Annotated in this window: 14 protein-coding genes and 1 riboswitch; of the genes, 12 read left to right on the forward strand and 2 right to left on the reverse strand. The window is 71.0% G+C overall.

Features of this window, described 5'->3' with window-relative positions:
- Positions 1–27: 27 nt before the first annotated feature.
- On the reverse strand, positions 28–753 hold the full coding sequence (locus AB0H86_RS17815; protein WP_362438768.1) for a response regulator transcription factor: 726 nt from the start codon (positions 751–753) through the stop codon (positions 28–30).
- A gap of 382 nt (positions 754–1,135) precedes the next feature.
- On the opposite strand from AB0H86_RS17815, the gene AB0H86_RS17820 reads away from it, so the two are divergent.
- Positions 1,136–2,956 (forward strand): ABC transporter ATP-binding protein, encoded by a 1,821-nt coding sequence (locus AB0H86_RS17820; RefSeq protein WP_362438771.1) that lies wholly within the window; start codon positions 1,136–1,138, stop codon positions 2,954–2,956.
- Positions 2,957–3,025: 69 nt separating this feature from the next.
- Here AB0H86_RS17820 and AB0H86_RS17825 read toward each other — a convergent pair whose 3' ends face one another.
- Positions 3,026–4,936: a helix-turn-helix domain-containing protein gene (locus AB0H86_RS17825; protein WP_362439667.1), complete on the reverse strand. Its 1,911-nt coding sequence runs from the start codon at positions 4,934–4,936 to the stop codon at positions 3,026–3,028.
- Positions 4,937–5,157: 221 nt separating this feature from the next.
- Here AB0H86_RS17825 and AB0H86_RS17830 point away from each other — a divergent pair, with 221 nt between their 5' ends.
- The 11 genes from AB0H86_RS17830 (at position 5,158) to AB0H86_RS17880 (ending at position 16,262) form a co-directional block, all read left to right on the forward strand.
- Positions 5,158–6,927, forward strand: a complete 1,770-nt coding sequence (locus AB0H86_RS17830; RefSeq protein WP_362438774.1) for an FAD-dependent monooxygenase — start codon at positions 5,158–5,160, stop codon at positions 6,925–6,927.
- A gap of 126 nt (positions 6,928–7,053) precedes the next feature.
- Entirely contained in the window at positions 7,054–7,965 is a 912-nt protein-coding gene (locus AB0H86_RS17835) for a YceI family protein (RefSeq protein WP_362438777.1), read from the forward strand.
- 113 nt (positions 7,966–8,078) lie between these two features.
- Positions 8,079–8,183 (forward strand): putative leader peptide, encoded by a 105-nt coding sequence (locus tag AB0H86_RS17840; protein ID WP_362438780.1) that lies wholly within the window; start codon positions 8,079–8,081, stop codon positions 8,181–8,183.
- 138 nt (positions 8,184–8,321) lie between these two features.
- The gene (locus AB0H86_RS17845; protein ID WP_362438783.1) at positions 8,322–9,191 is read left to right on the forward strand and encodes a glutathione S-transferase C-terminal domain-containing protein; all 870 of its coding nucleotides are present in this window, start codon (positions 8,322–8,324) and stop codon (positions 9,189–9,191) included.
- Between the two features lie 65 nt (positions 9,192–9,256).
- Positions 9,257–9,361: riboswitch (SAM riboswitch) on the forward strand.
- 354 nt (positions 9,362–9,715) lie between these two features.
- Positions 9,716–10,699, forward strand: a complete 984-nt coding sequence (locus tag AB0H86_RS17850; RefSeq protein WP_362438786.1) for an amino acid ABC transporter permease — start codon at positions 9,716–9,718, stop codon at positions 10,697–10,699.
- Positions 10,696–11,481 carry an amino acid ABC transporter ATP-binding protein gene (locus tag AB0H86_RS17855; protein ID WP_362438789.1) on the forward strand — a complete coding sequence of 262 codons (786 nt, stop codon included), beginning with the start codon at positions 10,696–10,698 and terminating at the stop codon, positions 11,479–11,481. Before AB0H86_RS17850 ends, AB0H86_RS17855 begins: the two co-directional genes overlap by 4 nt.
- 70 nt (positions 11,482–11,551) lie before the next feature.
- Positions 11,552–12,574: an ABC transporter substrate-binding protein gene (locus AB0H86_RS17860; protein ID WP_362438792.1), complete on the forward strand. Its 1,023-nt coding sequence runs from the start codon at positions 11,552–11,554 to the stop codon at positions 12,572–12,574.
- 57 nt (positions 12,575–12,631) lie between these two features.
- Complete coding sequence (locus tag AB0H86_RS17865; RefSeq protein WP_362438795.1) at positions 12,632–13,378, forward strand: GNAT family N-acetyltransferase; 747 nt, start codon at positions 12,632–12,634, stop codon at positions 13,376–13,378.
- Positions 13,379–13,436: 58 nt separating this feature from the next.
- Positions 13,437–13,520: a putative leader peptide gene (locus tag AB0H86_RS17870; RefSeq protein WP_362439670.1), complete on the forward strand. Its 84-nt coding sequence runs from the start codon at positions 13,437–13,439 to the stop codon at positions 13,518–13,520.
- A 131-nt stretch (positions 13,521–13,651) separates the two neighbouring features.
- Positions 13,652–14,863 (forward strand): LLM class flavin-dependent oxidoreductase, encoded by a 1,212-nt coding sequence (locus AB0H86_RS17875; protein ID WP_362438798.1) that lies wholly within the window; start codon positions 13,652–13,654, stop codon positions 14,861–14,863.
- A gap of 19 nt (positions 14,864–14,882) precedes the next feature.
- Complete coding sequence (locus tag AB0H86_RS17880; RefSeq protein ID WP_362438801.1) at positions 14,883–16,262, forward strand: NtaA/DmoA family FMN-dependent monooxygenase; 1,380 nt, start codon at positions 14,883–14,885, stop codon at positions 16,260–16,262.
- Positions 16,263–16,299: the final 37 nt, after the last annotated feature.

Below are 16,299 nucleotides of genomic sequence, written 5' to 3' on the forward strand. Positions count from 1 at the left end.
ACCGCACCGCACCGCGCCGGCGTCCGGTCATGCCCCGTCGTCCGCGGCCCTGATCACGTATCCGACGCCCCGCACGGTGTGGATCATCGGCGCCCGGCCTTTGTCGATCTTCGAGCGCAGACTGTAGACGTAGACCTCCACGAGGTTGCCCTCGCCGTCGAACGAGGCGTTCCAGACGTGGTCGAGTATCTGGGACTTGCTGAGCACCTGGTGGGGGTGGCTCATGAGAAAGCTCAGCAGGTCGAACTCCTTGGCCGTGAGCGGGATCGGCGTTCCGCCCCGCCGCACCTCGCGGGTCTTCTCGGCCAGCACGAGGTCACCCAGCACACGCACCGGCTCGTCCTCGCAGGTGTCGTCGTGACCGACGCGGCGCAGCAGACCGTGCAGCCGCAGCATGACCTCCTCCAGCGAGAACGGCTTGGTCACGTAGTCGTCCGCGCCCGCCGACAGCCCGTCGATCCGGTGCTCCAGCGCGTCACGGGCCGTGAGCATCAGCACGGGCAGCCCGGCGTTCTCGCTCCTGAGCCTGCGCAGCACGTCGACGCCGTCCACGTCGGGCAGCATCCCGTCGAGGACGACGAGATGCGGGGCACAGTCCCGCGCGATCCGCAGCGCGCCGCGGCCGTCCGCCGCCGCGAAGGGCCGCCACCCCGCCTCGGCCACCGCCGCCGACAACAACTCGGTGAGCTCGGGCTCGTCGTCGACGATCAGCACGCGAACCGTGCCGTGGCGGGGGCCGGAGGTGCCAGACATGGCCCGATCCTGACACGGGGTGCTGTGCGAACGATGTGCGCGATCTGAGCACGCCCCGTGCATCTGAGCACGCCCCCTGGACCGCCGCCGGCTACCTCCTGCTCGCGGGGGCCCACGAACAACGGAACACGCCGCCGGCGACGGACTCCTCGGCCTGACCCGGTGGTACGACCCCAGGAGGCTTCGAAGGCACCGAGATCCAGAGCCGCCCGCTGTAGGGCAGGCCGACACCGACACCGACGCCGACTGCGCGGGGGGCGTTCCAGCCGGACGTCGACACACTCCGTGGCTGAGAAAAACGCGTGGACTCCGTGGCCGCCGTCGCAGGACACTGCGGTTTCGACGCACGTGGCGGGGTGCTGTACGACACCACGGGGTGGGGATGGGATCGTCACAATCGCGCGAGGCCCCCAAGGTCAGGGGCAGGGGCTCGGTGCTCCTCGCACTTCGTTACTACGGACGGGAGTTGGCCCGGCTCCGATGGCTGACGGTGCCCGCGATGCTGCTGTGCGCGCTGGGCAACATCGGACTCAACTACATCGCGCCGCTGATCGTCGCGAAGCTGGTCGGCCGTATCGCCGACGACCCCGGTATCGCCGTCGGCGCGACGCTGCCCTACGTCCTCGGCTTCGCCGGTGTCCTGCTGTTCGCGGAGACGCTGTGGCGCATCGGCCTGCACTGTCTGAACCGACTTGACGCCCTCGGCATCGAGCACCTGTACGTGATCGGCATGGACGAACTGTTCGCCAAGGACGCCGCGTTCTTCCACGACAACTTCGCCGGGTCGCTGACCAAGCGGGTCCTGAGCTTCGCCTCCCGCTTCGAGGACTTCGTCGACACCCTGACGTTCCAGGTCGTGGGCAGCTTCGTGCCGCTGGCGTTCGGGTCGGTGGTGCTGTGGCGCTACGAACCGCTGCTCGTGGCCGGGCTGCTCACGATGATCGCGCTGACGGCACTGTGCGTGGTGCCCCTGATCCGTCGCCGCCAGGCGCTCGTCGACCGGCGCGAGGAGGCGATCGCCCGGGTGTCGGGCCATGTCGCCGACAGCCTGATGAACATGGACACCGTCCGCGCGTTCGCCGCCGAGGAACGCGAGGCCGCGGAGCACCGGTCCCGGGTCGCGGCGTCACGGCGGCTCACGCTGAGGTCGTGGGACTACGGCAACCTGCGCATCGACACGCTGGTCGCGCCGATGTCCGTGCTGACCAACGTGCTGGGCCTGCTGCTCGCGGTCGCGCTCGGTGGGGGCAGGCTGGGCGTGGAGGCGGTCGTGGTGGCCTTCACGTACTACACCAACGCCACGCGGATCATGTTCGAGTTCAACCAGATCTACCGTCGGCTGGAAAGCTCGATGACGGAGGCCGCGCAGTTCACCGAGCTGCTGCTGACGCCGCCGACCGTGCTCGACCCGGCGTCGCCGGAGCCGCTCGGGTCCCGGGCCGCCGACGTCCGCTTCGACCGGGTGGGGTTCGCCCACGCGGGAGCGGAGCCGCTCTTCGAGGGGCTCGACCTGATGGTGCCCAGCGGGGCGAGAATCGGTCTCGTCGGCCGGTCCGGCGGGGGCAAGACCACGCTCAGCCGACTGCTGCTGCGGATGACGGACATCGACGCGGGCCGGATCCTGATCGGGGGCCAGGACATCAGCAGGCTGCGCCAGGCAGACCTGCGCAGCCTGATCGCCTACGTGCCACAGGACCCGGCCATGTTCCACCGCACACTGCGGGAGAACATCGCGTTCGCCCGGCCGGACGCCACCGACGCGGAGATCCGCCGCGCTGCCGAGGCGGCACACGTCACGGAGTTCGCCGAGGCGCTGCCCGACGGCTTCGACACCATGGTGGGCGAACGCGGGATCAAGCTGTCCGGCGGGCAGCGCCAGCGGGTCGCACTGGCCCGGGCGATCCTGCGCGACGCGCCGATCCTGCTGCTCGACGAGGCGACCAGCGCCCTGGACTCCGAGAGCGAGATCCTCGTCCAGGAGGCGCTGTGGCGGCTCATGGCGGGGCGGACGGCGCTGGTGGTGGCCCACCGACTGAGCACGGTCGCCGGCATGGACCGACTTGTCGTCCTCGACCGCGGACGGATCGTCGAGCAGGGCACACACAAGGAGCTGCTCGCCTCGGACGGCGCCTACGCGAAGCTCTGGCAGCACCAGTCGGGAGGCTTCCTCGACGACAGCCCCGCGCAGGCCGACCTGCGGTGAACACGAGCCCGGTGGGCCTCGCGGAGCCGTGTCCGCCGCGTCGAAACGGTCAAGCGGCAGATACGCAGCTCAGCCCTGATGACCCCGATAACCGCGCAGCTTCCGGTACAGGGTGGCGCGGGCGATACCCAGTGCCGCCGCCGTCCGCGCCTTGTTGCCGCCGTGGCGCTGCAGGGCCTCCAGGATGGCGGCGCGCTCGGCGTGTTCCATCGGGCTGAGGCGCCGGGTCGCGGGTCCCTCCCGCACGGGGTCCGGCAGTTCGGCGCGCCGAACCGGGCCCGTCGTGCGTCGGGTCTCGGCCAACGCCCGTACAACGCCGGAGAGTTCGGTGACATTGCCGGGCCACGGGTGCTGTTCCAGGGCGCGCAGCGCCTCCAGGGTCCAGGTGAGCGGGGGGCGCCCCGGCACGGGCGGAGGAGTCAGGGCCGGGAGCAACTCCCGGATGTCCTGCGTTCGTTCGCGCAGTGCGGGCAGGGTGACCGAGCGGGGGGCGAGGGTGTCCAGGAGCCGTTGGAGGCAAGGTCCGGGAGGTGGCCCGGGGGTGTAGGTGACCAGCAGGGGTGCGCCTGGTCGCGCTTCGAGCAGCGAGTTGAGGGCTGCCGTGTCGGGCTGGGTGAGGCGCTCGACATGACGGATCAGAAGGGGGCGGCCGTCCGTCAACTCGCCGAGTGCGGAGCGTATTTCGGCTTCCGCGGCGTCCGTGACCGACGGGTTCGCGACCAGTTCCCGGGCGAGTGAGGTCTTCCCGGTGCCGCGCTCGCCGACCAGCAACAGGGGCTCGGGGGACCGGGCCAGCTCCGTCGCCCGGCCGGCCGCGTGCCGCCAGGGCACCGATCGTCCGACGAGTCCCACGACCACCGGCCCGTCCGACGGCGCGACCGTTCGCCCCGCCGGCTCCAGCACGGCCACCGCACCGACGACCGAACCGAGGTGCGGCACGGGGGTGACGATCGCGAAACCTCCGGTGCCGTTCGGGAGCGGGACACGGCACGAGGCCGAAGGCACCGGGCCGGCCATCGGCTCGGGACCGGTGGTGGGTTCGCAGGGTCTGGCGGGTGTGCCGATTGTGGAATCGCACGGCGCCGTGGGCGCACCGGCTGATGGATCGTGAGGCCCCGTGGCTGGACCGGTGGTGGGATCGCAAGGCCCCGTGGCTGGACCGGTGGTGGGATCGCAAGCTCCCGTGGGCGCACCGGTGGCGGGACCGCGATGCCCCACGGTCGCACCGGTGGCCGCCCCCGACCCCGGTCGCGCCCAGCGGTCCGCGTTCCGCAGCAGGTCGACCGTCCGCCGCTCCAGCTCCTCCAACCCCTCCGGTGACAGCAGCCGCCCCGCGGCCTCGCTGACGAGCCGGTTGCGTCCGTCGAGGGCCACGACGGCGCGCCCGTGCTCACCCGCGGCCCGCAGATACGCGTCCAGCAGCACCCGCTCCGCCGCCCGTGACCCCGCGAGGAGCTCCGCCTCCACGGCGATCGCCGCGGCCTCGGCGAGCGGGGCCCCGGGATGCGGCCCGCACTCGGCGCACAGCCTGGAGGCCACCGTCACCGTGCCCAGGGTCTGCCCGGTCTCCGGCGCCCGCACCGGCACGCTGACCGCGGAGAGGTCCTGCCACAGATCGAGGAAGTGCTCGGGGCCGTGCACCTCGGCGCGGTGGCCGGTGCGCAGGGCGCGGGCCGCGCTGTTGTGGCCGACCACCTGCTCGGAGAGGTCCAGGCGACGCAGGTCGACCGGCGCGAACCCGGTCGCCCACAGCACCCGCAGTCGCTCGTCGGTGAGTACGAGCGACGCCCGCCCGGTGTCGAGGGCCGGGGCGATCCGTTCGAGCGCGGACCGGGCCGCGGCCAGCAGAGGGGACTCGTGCGGTCGTACGGCATGCCGCGGTACCGGATCCCGCACGTCGTGCCGCACGCCGAAGAACCGGGCGCGCCGCCACGCGGCGACGACATCCTCCGGCACCTCGTCCGGCAGTCGGCGCCCCATCAGGAACTGCTCGCGGGCCTCGCGCAGGGTAGCGAGCGCGGGGCGGGCGGAGGGATGCTCTGCGGTGGTCACGACGTCGCTCACCCTACCGGGGGTGGTGGAACGCGCAACCAACTGTGTCATGTCCCACGCGATGACTCGTTTTGAGACACCCGGACTGCCGCGTTTCCGGACATGATCTTGAACAGTCGGCGCCTGTTCTCATCCCTGGAGCGTTCCCCGTGCACACCGTCGAGCCCGATGTCGTGACCGACGTGCTGATCGTCGGCAGTGGCCCCGCGGGCGCCTCCGCCGCGCTCGCCCTGAGCACCTACGGCGTACCGAACATCGTCGTCACCCGCTACGCGAGCCTCGCGGTCACACCCCGGGCGCACATCACCAACCAGCGCACCATGGAGGTGCTGCGCGACCTCGGCGTGGAGTCGGAGGTCGTCGCCAAGGCGACGCCCCAGCACCTGATGGGCGACACGACCTTCTGCACCAGCCTCGCCGGCGAGGAACTCGGCCGGGTCCGCTCCTGGGGCAACGACCCGCTCGTCCAGGCAGCGCACGAACTCGCCAGCCCCACCCGCATGTGCGACATGCCCCAGCACCTCATGGAGCCGGTGCTCGTCGACGCGGCCGTCGCGCGCGGCACGCACCTGCGCTTCAGCACGGTCTACAAGTCCTTCGTCCAGGACGCCTCCGGAGTGACGGTCACCGTCGAGGACCGGCTGCGCGGCGACGAGTACACCATCCGCGCCAAGTACCTGATCGGCGCCGACGGCGGGCGCTCGCAGATCGCCGAGGACGCCGGGCTGCCGATGGGCGGCCAGATGGGGGTGGCCGGCAGCGTCAACATCGTCTTCGACGCGGACCTGTCGAAGTACACCGCCCACCGTCCGTCCACCCTGTACTGGGTGCTCGCCCCGGGCGCCACCGTCGGCGGCATCGGCGCGGGCCTGGTGCGCTGCGTCCGCCCCTGGAACGAGTGGATGATCGTCTGGGGGTACGACGTCACCGCGGGCGCCCCCGACCTCACCACCGAGTACGCCGAGTCGGTCGTCCGCAAGCTGGTCGGCGACGACGAGATCCCGGTGACCGTCAAGTCGTCCTCGGCCTGGACCGTCAACGAGATGTACGCGGAGACCTACTCCACCGGCCGCGTCTTCTGCGCCGGTGACGCCACGCACCGCCACCCACCGTCCAACGGCCTCGGCTCCAACACCTCCATCCAGGACTCCTACAACCTGGCCTGGAAGCTCCGGCTCGTCCTCGACGGCACCGCGTCCCCGAAGCTGCTGGACACCTACACCGCCGAACGCGCCCCGGTCGGCAGGCAGATCGTCACCCGCGCCAACAAGTCCATCGGCGAGACCGCCCCCGTCTTCGAGGCGCTCGACGGGCTCTCCCCGCAGACGCCCGAGCAACTGTGGGCCAACATCGACGCCCGCAAGGACGACACCCCCGCGGCCCAGAAGCAGCGCGCGGAGCTGCGCGCGGCGATCGGTTTCAAGGTGTACGAGTTCAACGCGCACGGCGTCGACCTCAACCAGCGCTACACCTCGTCCGCGATCGTCCCCGACGGCACCTCCGACCCCGGTTTCGACCGCGACCCCGAGCTGCACCACCAGCCCAGCTCCCGCCCCGGCGCCAAGCTCCCGCACGCCTGGATCACCTCGGGCACGCGCACCGTGTCCACGCTCGACACCGTCGGACAGGGCCGCTTCACCCTGATCACCGGAATCGGCGGAGGGCACTGGCTGCCGGCGGCCCGGGCACAGGCCCGGGCACAGGCACTGGAGATCGCCACCGTCGTCATCGGGCCCGGCCAGGAGTACGAGGACCCGTACGGGGACTGGGCGCGCCTGAGCGAGGTGGCCGACGGGGGAGCGCTGCTCGTGCGGCCCGACGGGTACGTCGCCTTCCGGCACGCCACGGCGGCCACGACGCCTCAGGACGCCGAGCGACTGCTGGACGGGGCGGTGCGGCGGATCCTCGGGCATGCCTGACGGGAACGACGGGCAACAGCTCCCAGGAACAGCCCCATCACCGACTGACCGACTGAACGACCGACCGACTGAACGACCGACCGACTCACGGACTGGTCGACCGACGAAAACTGAAAGGTGAACACCATGCCCCTCGGACTGCTCCGGCGGCATCTCAAGCGTGCCCCCGCAGGCGCCGCGGGCCTCACGCTTCCCGTTCCGGCCGGCGCGGGTGCCGTCATCGTCGAGGTCCTGGACCCGCTGAACGAGCCCATGGGCGCGGCCGAGGTGACGGTGACGGAACTCGGCAGCCACCGGGTCGCGGCGCGCGGTGCCACGGACCCGTACGGCTACTTCATGGCGGTCCTGCCGCCGGGCAGCTACAGCCTGCTGATCGTGGCCGAGGGGCTGGAACCGCATCGCGAGACCCTCGACATCGTCGGAGACACCGGCCCGTCCCCGCGGCGCGTGTGGCTCCAGTCGGCCCGGCAGCTCGAACTCCCGGTCCCCGGAACCTGGCTCTTCGACCCGCCGCACACGGCGATCCGCTTCGTCGCCAAGCACGTCGGCATGGCCCATGTGCACGGCCGTTTCGAACGTTTCAAGGGCGGCCTCCAGATCGCCCAGGACGTGACCCGGTCCCGCGTCGACGTACGCATCGACGCGTCCAGCATCACCACGGGCAACAACACCCGGGACACGCACCTGCGTTCCGCCGACTTCCTCGACGTCGACCAATTCCCGTACATCGATTTCACGAGCACCCGCTTCGCCTACCGGGGCGGCACCAAGTGGGCGCTGCAGGGCAGCCTGACCATGCACGGTGTGAGCCGCTCGGTCTCGCTGGACACCACGTACCTGGGCATGGTCAACGGCGGCTACGGCGAGGAACTGCGCTGCGCGGCCCTGGCCAAGGCGGAGCTGCACCGCGAAGACTTCACGCTCAACTGGCGCTCGATGCTGGCCCGCGGCATCGCGGTGGTCGGTCCGACGGTCCAACTGGAGCTGGACGTCCAGGCGATGTACCGCACCCACGACACACCGACGCCGCCGGAGTAGTCGCGGTCGGTGCCCGCCCCGTGGACGCCCTCTTGACGCAGACCCGAAGCCGATCGACACTCCAGAGGGGAATCCTAGTGAACGGGTAGGGAAATATGGGGCGCCTTGAGTCGATGACCGGCCGTGTGAGCCGTACGTCTCGGCCGTCGCCTCTTCTGACCTCCCGCCGTCACATCGATCTTCAGCGGGTCTGCAGTGCGATCCGCCCCCTGAGCTGAGCGACCCCGCCCCACCCCCTGCGCGCACGCCGCACTACGGTGCCCCACCGGCTGCGCGCTCGGGTGGACGCCGGCCGCTCACGGCCCGACGACGCTTCCGCCGCGCGTACGTCTGCGCATTCATCCCCGGGGAGATCCATGTCCGTCACACCGCTCGCCGCCGTCCCGTCCGCCCCCTCCACCCCCGCGTTCCGCGGCCGGATCGGCCGGGACGCGCGCAGTGGCCACTACGCCGTGCCCCGCCGCTATCGCCTGCATCTGTCACCCGTCTGTTCCGACGGCCTGCGCATCGCCGTCGTGCACGCCCTCCTCGGCCTCGCCGACGCCTGTCCCGTGACCTGTCTGGACGCCGTGCCCGACAGTTCCGACGGCGGTCACTCCGCGCTGCGTCCGCTGTACGACGCGAGCGCGCACCGGTACACCGGCCCGGCCGTCGGGCCGGTGCTCAGCGACGACTGGTCCGGGCGGATCGTGAGCACCCACGCCCCGGACATCACGCGCGACCTGGCCCGGCACTTCGGCGCCGGGCGGCCCGCGCTGTACCCGTGCGGGACGGAGAGCGAGATCGAGGCCGTCGAGAGGATGTGCGCCCGGGACATCAACGAGGCCGCGCAGCGCGCGGGCCGGGCCGGAGCCGACGCGGCGGAGCGGGCGACCGCCCTCGACACCCTGCTGGCCGCGCTCGGCGTGCTGGAGCGCCGGCTGGCCTTCCAGGACTACCTGATCAGCGACCATCTCACCTTCGCCGACGTCGAGTTGTGGGTCACTCTGGTGCAGCTGGACACCGTGCACCGCAACCACCTCGACGCCGCCGCGGTGCACCGCGTCGCCGGACACCACGCCCTGTGGGCCTACGCCCGCCGCCTGGCCGCCCACCCGGCCTTCGGCGCGCACCTGGACCTCGACGGCATCGCCCGCCGGCACCACGCCCACTGCCGGGGCCTGGAGGCCGCCGGAGCGGCCGTGCAGATCCTCGACTGGGCCGCTCACGCGGCGCGGGGCGTGTGACCCGTTTCAATGGGCGGACCGGCGTTGACATGCGTTCCGGCGTTTGTCTTAACTTGCGGCCAGAAGGTCATGAGCGTCAGCGACAAGCCCTGGCTTGCTGACCGGCAACCCTCGCACGCGGTGGGGTGCCCCAGGTGACGACCGGACCGAAGTTTCGGTAAGTGCGAGGCCCACAGGGCCGGAAGAGTGACGGTGACGCCATGTACGCAGCTCCCAGGACGGTCACGCGCCGCCCTCAGGGCTGCGTACTGTCGTACACGACCCTCCTCGTCGCCGACCGAACCGTTGATCTGCTGCGCGTGAACAGCGCACTGTGTACCGCACCGGGCCGTGCCCGCTGTCGGGGCTGAACTCCTTCCCCCAGCCCCAGCGTTCCTGACGAACACCGCCCGCGCGGTGTTGCCGATGTCCGCCCAGCCCCCGGTTCCGTGCATTCCCGTGTGTAGCGTCCCCGTCGCAGAGCGGCCGTCGGCGCACGCCGTGTTCGCCGCGTCCGAGGGGTCCCGACTCCGCCGGAGCCCTCCATGAGTGAACCCCCAGGCGCCGCCGTGTCCCTCGCCGAGGCACCGCCACCCACCGACACCCCGTCACCCCGCCTCACGGCACAGCGAGTTCTGCCGCTGCGCCGCCCGGGCCGCTGGATCGCCACCGCGGTCGTGCTGGTCCTGGCGGCCCAGTTCGTCCACGGCCTGGTGTCCAACCCGTTCTACCAGTGGGACCGTTTCGGCTACTGGTTCCTGCGGCCGACCATCCTCGACGGGCTGTTCATCACCCTCGAAGTCGCCGCCTACAGCGCGGTGTTGGGTCTCCTCGGCGGCATCCTGCTGGCCCTCGCCCGGCTGTCGCGCAGCCCGGTGCTCCGAGCGGTCAGCTGGACCTACGTCTGGGCGCTGCGGTCGATCCCGCTGATCGTGGTGCTGCTGTTCCTCTACAACTTCAGCGCCCTGTACCAGACGCTCAGCGTGGGCGTCCCCTTCGGACCGGCCTTCTTCACCTTCGACGAGTCCCGGCTCGCCACCGACATGGTCGTCGCCGTCATCGGGCTCAGCCTCAACGAGGCGGCGTACGCGGCCGAGGTGGTCCGCGGCGGCATCCTCTCCGTCGACCAGGGCCAGCACGAGGCGGCCTCCGCGCTCGGCCTGCCGAAGGGCTACCAGTTCCGGAAGATCGTCTTTCCGCAGGCGCTGCGCTCCATCACCCCGAACTACGTCAACCAGCTGATCGGCCTCATCAAGAGCACCTCGCTGGTCTTCTACGTGTCCCTGCTCGACCTGTTCGGCAGCGCGCAGACCATGGGCGCCACCTACCCCGGCGACATCGTGCCGCTGCTGCTGGTCGTCACCGTCTGGTACCTGCTCCTCACCAGCGTCGTGTCCGTCATCCAGTTCTACGTCGAGCGGTACTACGCCCGGGGTGCCACCCGCACCCTGCCGCCGACGCCGTCGCAGAAGCTGCGGACCGGTCTCACCGACCTGCGGGCCCGCATCCGCCGGGAGGCCGCCGTATGACCACCGAGACGCTTCTGAGCGACGCCGCCGCCGTCGAGGTGCACGACGTGCACAAGTGGTACGGCGCCCACCGGGTGCTCGACGGGGTCGACCTGACGGTGCGGGCCGGCGAGGTCACCGTGATCCTCGGCCCGTCCGGTTCCGGGAAGTCCACCCTGCTGCGGGTGATCAACCACCTGGAGAAGCCGGAGATCGGATACGTCAGCTTCGACGGCGAGCTGATCGGCGTACGCCGGCAGGGCGAGCGCCTGAAGGAGCTGAGCGAGCGGGCCATCCTGACCCAGCGCAGCCGCATCGGCTTCGTCTTCCAGAACTTCAACCTCTTCCCGCATCTGACCGTGCTGGACAACGTGGCCGCCGCCCCGGTGGCGACCGGGAAGCTCGGCAAGGCCGACGCGCAGAAACTCGCCCGTGAACTGCTGGACCGGGTCGGTCTGGCCGACAAGGCCGCCGCCTATCCACGGCAGTTGTCGGGCGGACAGCAGCAGCGCGTGGCCATCGCCCGCGCCCTGGCGCTGCGTCCCGGCGTCATCCTCTTCGACGAGCCGACCTCCGCGCTCGACCCCGAACTCGTCGGTGAGGTCCTCGCCGTCATCAAGGACCTGGCGAGGAGCGGCACCACCCTGGTGATCGTCACCCACGAGGTCGGCTTCGCCCGTGAGATCGCCGACCGGGTCGTCTTCATCGACGACGGCCGGATCGTCGAACAGGGCCCGCCCTCCGAGGTCCTGGACAAGCCGCGGCACGAGCGGACCCGGGACTTCCTGAGCAAGGTGCTCTGACCCGGCCGGCGCCGGGAACCACCGCTTCCCCCACACAGCCTTCTCCATCCTCTGAGCGACAAGGACAGCCATGCCCACCCGGATCTCCCGACGCGGCCTGATACGCGGTATCAGCGCGGCGACCGCCGTCACCGCCCTTGCCTCCGGGCTCGCCGCCTGCGGCGGCGAAAGCGACGCCGCCACCAGAACCGACGCCGCCGGCACGGTCACCGTGGGGCAGCTGTCCAACGGCGCCGCGAAGGAGACCTCCCTGAAGGTCTCCCAGGTGAAGTCCATCAGCGCCGAGCTGCCGGCCGCCCTCAAGAAGAGCGGCAAGCTGGTCATCGGCTCCGGCACGCTGCCCTCCGGCAGCCCGCCGCTCGGCTTCGTGGGAGACGACCAGAAGACGATCACGGGCTCCGAGCCCGACCTCGGCCGACTGGTGGCCGCCGTCTTCGGGCTCAAGCCGGAGATACGCCGGTCCACCTGGGAGAACCTCTTCATCGGGCTCGACAGCGGAAAGGTCGACGTGGCCCTCTCCAACGTCACCGACACCGAGGAGCGCAAGCAGAAGTACGAGTTCGCCTCCTACCGGAAGGACGATCTCGCCTTCGAGGTGAAGAAGGACAACACCTGGAACTTCGACGGCGACTACGAGAGCCTCGCCGGCAAGACGGTCTCCGTCGGCAACGGCACCAACCAGGAGAAGGTCCTCCTGGAGTGGAAGGCGAAGCTGGCCAAGGAGGGCAAGAAGCCCCTCACCGTCAAGTACTTCCAGGAGACCAACAGCATCTACCTGGCGCTGAGCAGCGGAAAGATCGACGCGTACTTCGGCCCCAACCCAAGCCTCGCCTACCACACCACGAAAACCGCCAACACGCCCCAGGCGACCCGTATCGCGGGCCAGTTCTCCGGTGCCGGCGAGACACTCCAGGGCCTGATCGCCGCGACGGCGAAGAAGGACAGCGGCCTCGCCAAGCCCCTCGCCGACGCCATCAACTACCTGATCGAGCACGGCCAGTACGCCAAGTGGCTCAAGGCCTGGAACCTCACCAACGAAGCCGTGTCCAAGTCCGAGGTCAACCCGCCCGGACTGCCGCTCGACAACTCCTGACGAACCATCACATCAGCAAGAACACCTGTCAGTTGAATGAGAAGGGACTCCGCCTCCGTGGCCCCACAGACCGACCTCCGCGGAGGCGGAGCCCCGCCCGCGCTCGACACGTCCCTCCTCGACAACGCCGTGTGGGCGGCGCTCGACGGCCCGCACGCCCATCTCGCCGAAAGGGTCGGCCTGGCCGCCCGCTATCCGGCCGACGTCTACGCCTTCGCCGCCCTCGCCGATCCCGGGGACCCGGCCGCCTGGGCCGACCTGCACACACTCGTCGGCGCCGGGACCGTCGTACGGATCAAGCCGGTGGAGCGGGTCCCCGACGGCTGGGAGGTGGTCGGCGGCGGAGTGGGCGTCCAACTGGTCGATACCGCGCTGCGGGCCGAACCCGCCCCCGAGGCGGTACGCCTCGGGCCCGACGAGGTCCCCGAGATCCTCGACCTGGTCGCCCGCACCAGGCCGGGCCCGTTCCTGAAGCGCACCGTCGCACTCGGCGCCTACCTCGGCATCCGGGAGCGGGGACGGCTGATCGCCATGGCCGGCGAACGGCTCCGGCTGCTCGGCTGGACGGAGATCAGCGCGGTGTGCACCGACCCGGAACATCGCGGGCGGGGCCTGGCCACCCGGCTGGTGCGCGCGGTCGCCGCGGGCATCCGCGAACGCGGCGACACCCCGTTCCTGCACGCCGCCGAGAACAATGCCGACGCGATCCGGCTCTACGAGTCGATCGGCTTCGCCGTGCGCCGCCGCTCTAGAATCCTCGTGGTCCGCAGCCCAGGAACATCGGGCGCGGCGGAGGCGTTGTGACGTGGAACGAGATCCGCGAGGCGCCATCGGCGCCGAGAAGGAGGAGGTGGCGGACGTGATGTGCGTTCTCCGTTCCGTCCACCTCCACTCCCGGCCGCACATCGACCTCCAGCGCGTGGCCGGCGCACTCTGTCGCTCCTGACCTGTGCCCCCAGCAGCTCCAGCCTCCCCAGCCTTCGGCCGGGGCACATCCTCCCTTCGGCGCCCAGCCGCCGTGCCCCCGATCCGTGCGGGCCGGTGATCTCGTACGGACCTCCAGGAAGGCACCCATCCGTGTCCCCATCCCCTTCTTCCGCCCTGCACCTCGCCGTCGCCCTGGACGGCACCGGCTGGCACCCCGCCTCCTGGCGCGAACCGGTGGCCCGGCCCCGTGACCTGCTCACCGCCGGGTACTGGGCCGACCTGGTCGCCGAGGCGGAAGGCGGCCTGCTCGACTTCGTGACCATCGAGGACGGTCTCGGCCCGCAGTCCTCGCACTTCCTCGACCCGGACGAGCGCACCGACCAGGTACGCGGCCGTCTGGACGCCGTACTGATCGCGGCGCGCATCGCCCCGTTGTCCCGGCACATAGGCCTGGTCCCCACCGCGGTGGTCACACACACGGAGCCGTTCCACCTCTCCAAGGCGATCGCCACCCTCGACTACGTCAGCACCGGCCGGGCGGGCGTACGGGTGCAGATCACCGCCCGCCCGAACGAGGCCGCGCACTTCGGCCGCCGCACCATCCCGCGCATCGAGGCCTACGACAGCCCGGACACCCAGGACCTGGTGACCGACCTCTTCGACGAGACCGCCGACTACGTCGAGGCGGTGCGCCGTCTCTGGGACAGCTGGGAGGACGACGCGGAGATCCGGGACGTCGCCACCGGCCGCTTCATCGACCGGGACAAGCTGCACTACATCGACTTCGAGGGCAGGCACTTCAGTGTCAAGGGGCCCTCCATCACGCCCCGCCCGCCCCAGGGCCAGCCCATCGTCAGCGCCCTCGCGCACGACACCGTGCCGTACCGTCTGGTGGCCCGGTCCGCCGACGTCGGCTATGTGACCCCGCACGATGCCGACCAGGCCCGCGCGATCGTCGCGGAGATCCGCGCCGAGCAGACGGCGGCCGGCCGCGCCGACGCGACTCTGCACGTCTTCGGCGACCTGGTGGTCTTCCTCGATGACGACCCGGCCGAGGCCGCGGCACGCCGCGAGCGCCTGGACGCCCTCGCGGGGGAGCCGTACACCGGCGACGCCCGGATCTTCACCGGAACCCCCGCCCAACTAGCCGACCTGCTCCAGGAGTTGCAGGAGGCCGGGCTGAGCGGCTTCCGGCTGCGTCCCGCCGTCGCCGGCCACGACCTCCCGGCGATCACCCGCGGCCTGGTCCCCGAACTCCAGCGCCGTGACGCCTTCCGCCGCTCCTACGAGGCCGACACCCTGCGCGGACTGCTGGGCCTGGCCCGCCCCGCCAACCGCTACGCAGCCCCTGCCACCGTCTGAGCCGGAAGGACCACCGACCATGAGCAAGCCGCTCAAGCAGATCCATCTGGCCGCCCATTTCCCGGGCGTCAACAACACCACCGTGTGGAGCGACCCCGAGGTCGGCAGCCACATCGAGTTCAGCTCCTTCGCCCACTTCGCCCGGACCGCCGAACGCGCCAAGTTCGACTTCCTGTTCCTCGCGGAGGGGCTGCGGCTCCGCGAACAGGGCGGGAAAATATACGACTTGGACGTCGTCGGCCGCCCCGACACCTTCACCGTCCTCGCCGCGCTCGCCGCCGTCACCGAGCACCTCGGACTCACCGGCACCATCAACTCCACCTTCAACGAGCCCTACGAGGTGGCCCGCCAGTTCGCCAGCCTCGACCACCTCTCCGGCGGACGCGCCGCCTGGAACGTGGTCACCTCCTGGGACGCGTTCACCGGCGAGAACTTCCGCCGCGGCGGCTTCCTCCCGCAGCAGGAGCGCTACTCCCGTGCGAAGGAGTTCCTCGCCACCACGCACGAACTCTTCGACTCCTGGCAGGGCGACGAGATCCTCGCCGACCAGAGCACCGGCACCTTCCTGAGCGACGCGAAGGCCGGGTCCTTCGTCCACACCGGCCAACACTTCGACATTCACGGGCAGTTCAATGTGCCGCGCTCCCCCCAGGGCCGGCCGGTGATCTTCCAGGCGGGTGACTCCGACGAGGGCCGCGAGTTCGCCGCCTCCGACGCCGACGCCATCTTCAGCCGGTACGCCACCCTGAACGAGGGCCAGGCCTTCTACACGGACGTCAAGAGCCGCCTCGCCAAGTACGGCCGCGGCCACGACCAGCTCAAGATCCTGCCCGCCGCGAGCTTCGTGCTCGGCGACACCGACGGCGAGGCCGAGGAGCTCGCCAAGGAGGTCCGCCGCCGGCAGGTCAGCGGCGCCACCGCCATCAAGCACCTGGAGTTCGTCTGGAACCGGGACCTGTCGTCGTACGACCCGGACGGACCGTTGCCCGACATCGACCCGGAACTCGGCGAGCACACCATCGCCCGCGGCCGCGCCCAGGTGCGGATGTACCGCGACCCGCTCGCCACCGCCCAGGAGTGGCGGGAACGCGCGGCGGCCAACAACTGGTCCATCCGCGACCTGGTCATCGAGATCGGCAACCGGCAGAACTTCGTCGGATCCCCGGCCACCGTCGCGAAGACCATCAACGACTACGTCCAGGCCGACGCCGCCGACGGCTTCATCCTCGTCCCGCACATCACCCCCGGCGGACTCGACACCTTCGCCGACCAGGTCGTCCCGTTGCTCCAGGAACAGGGCGTGTTCCGCACGGAGTACGAGGGCCCGACCCTGCGCCACCAACTCGGCCTCGCCCTCCCGGACGACGTACGGGGCGAACGGGCGGCGGCGGCCACATGACGTAGCCGGGCCCGGGGCGCCTGAGCCGGGGCTACTC

Source organism: Streptomyces sp. NPDC050997, assembly GCF_040660135.1.
Taxonomy (GTDB): domain Bacteria; phylum Actinomycetota; class Actinomycetes; order Streptomycetales; family Streptomycetaceae; genus Streptomyces.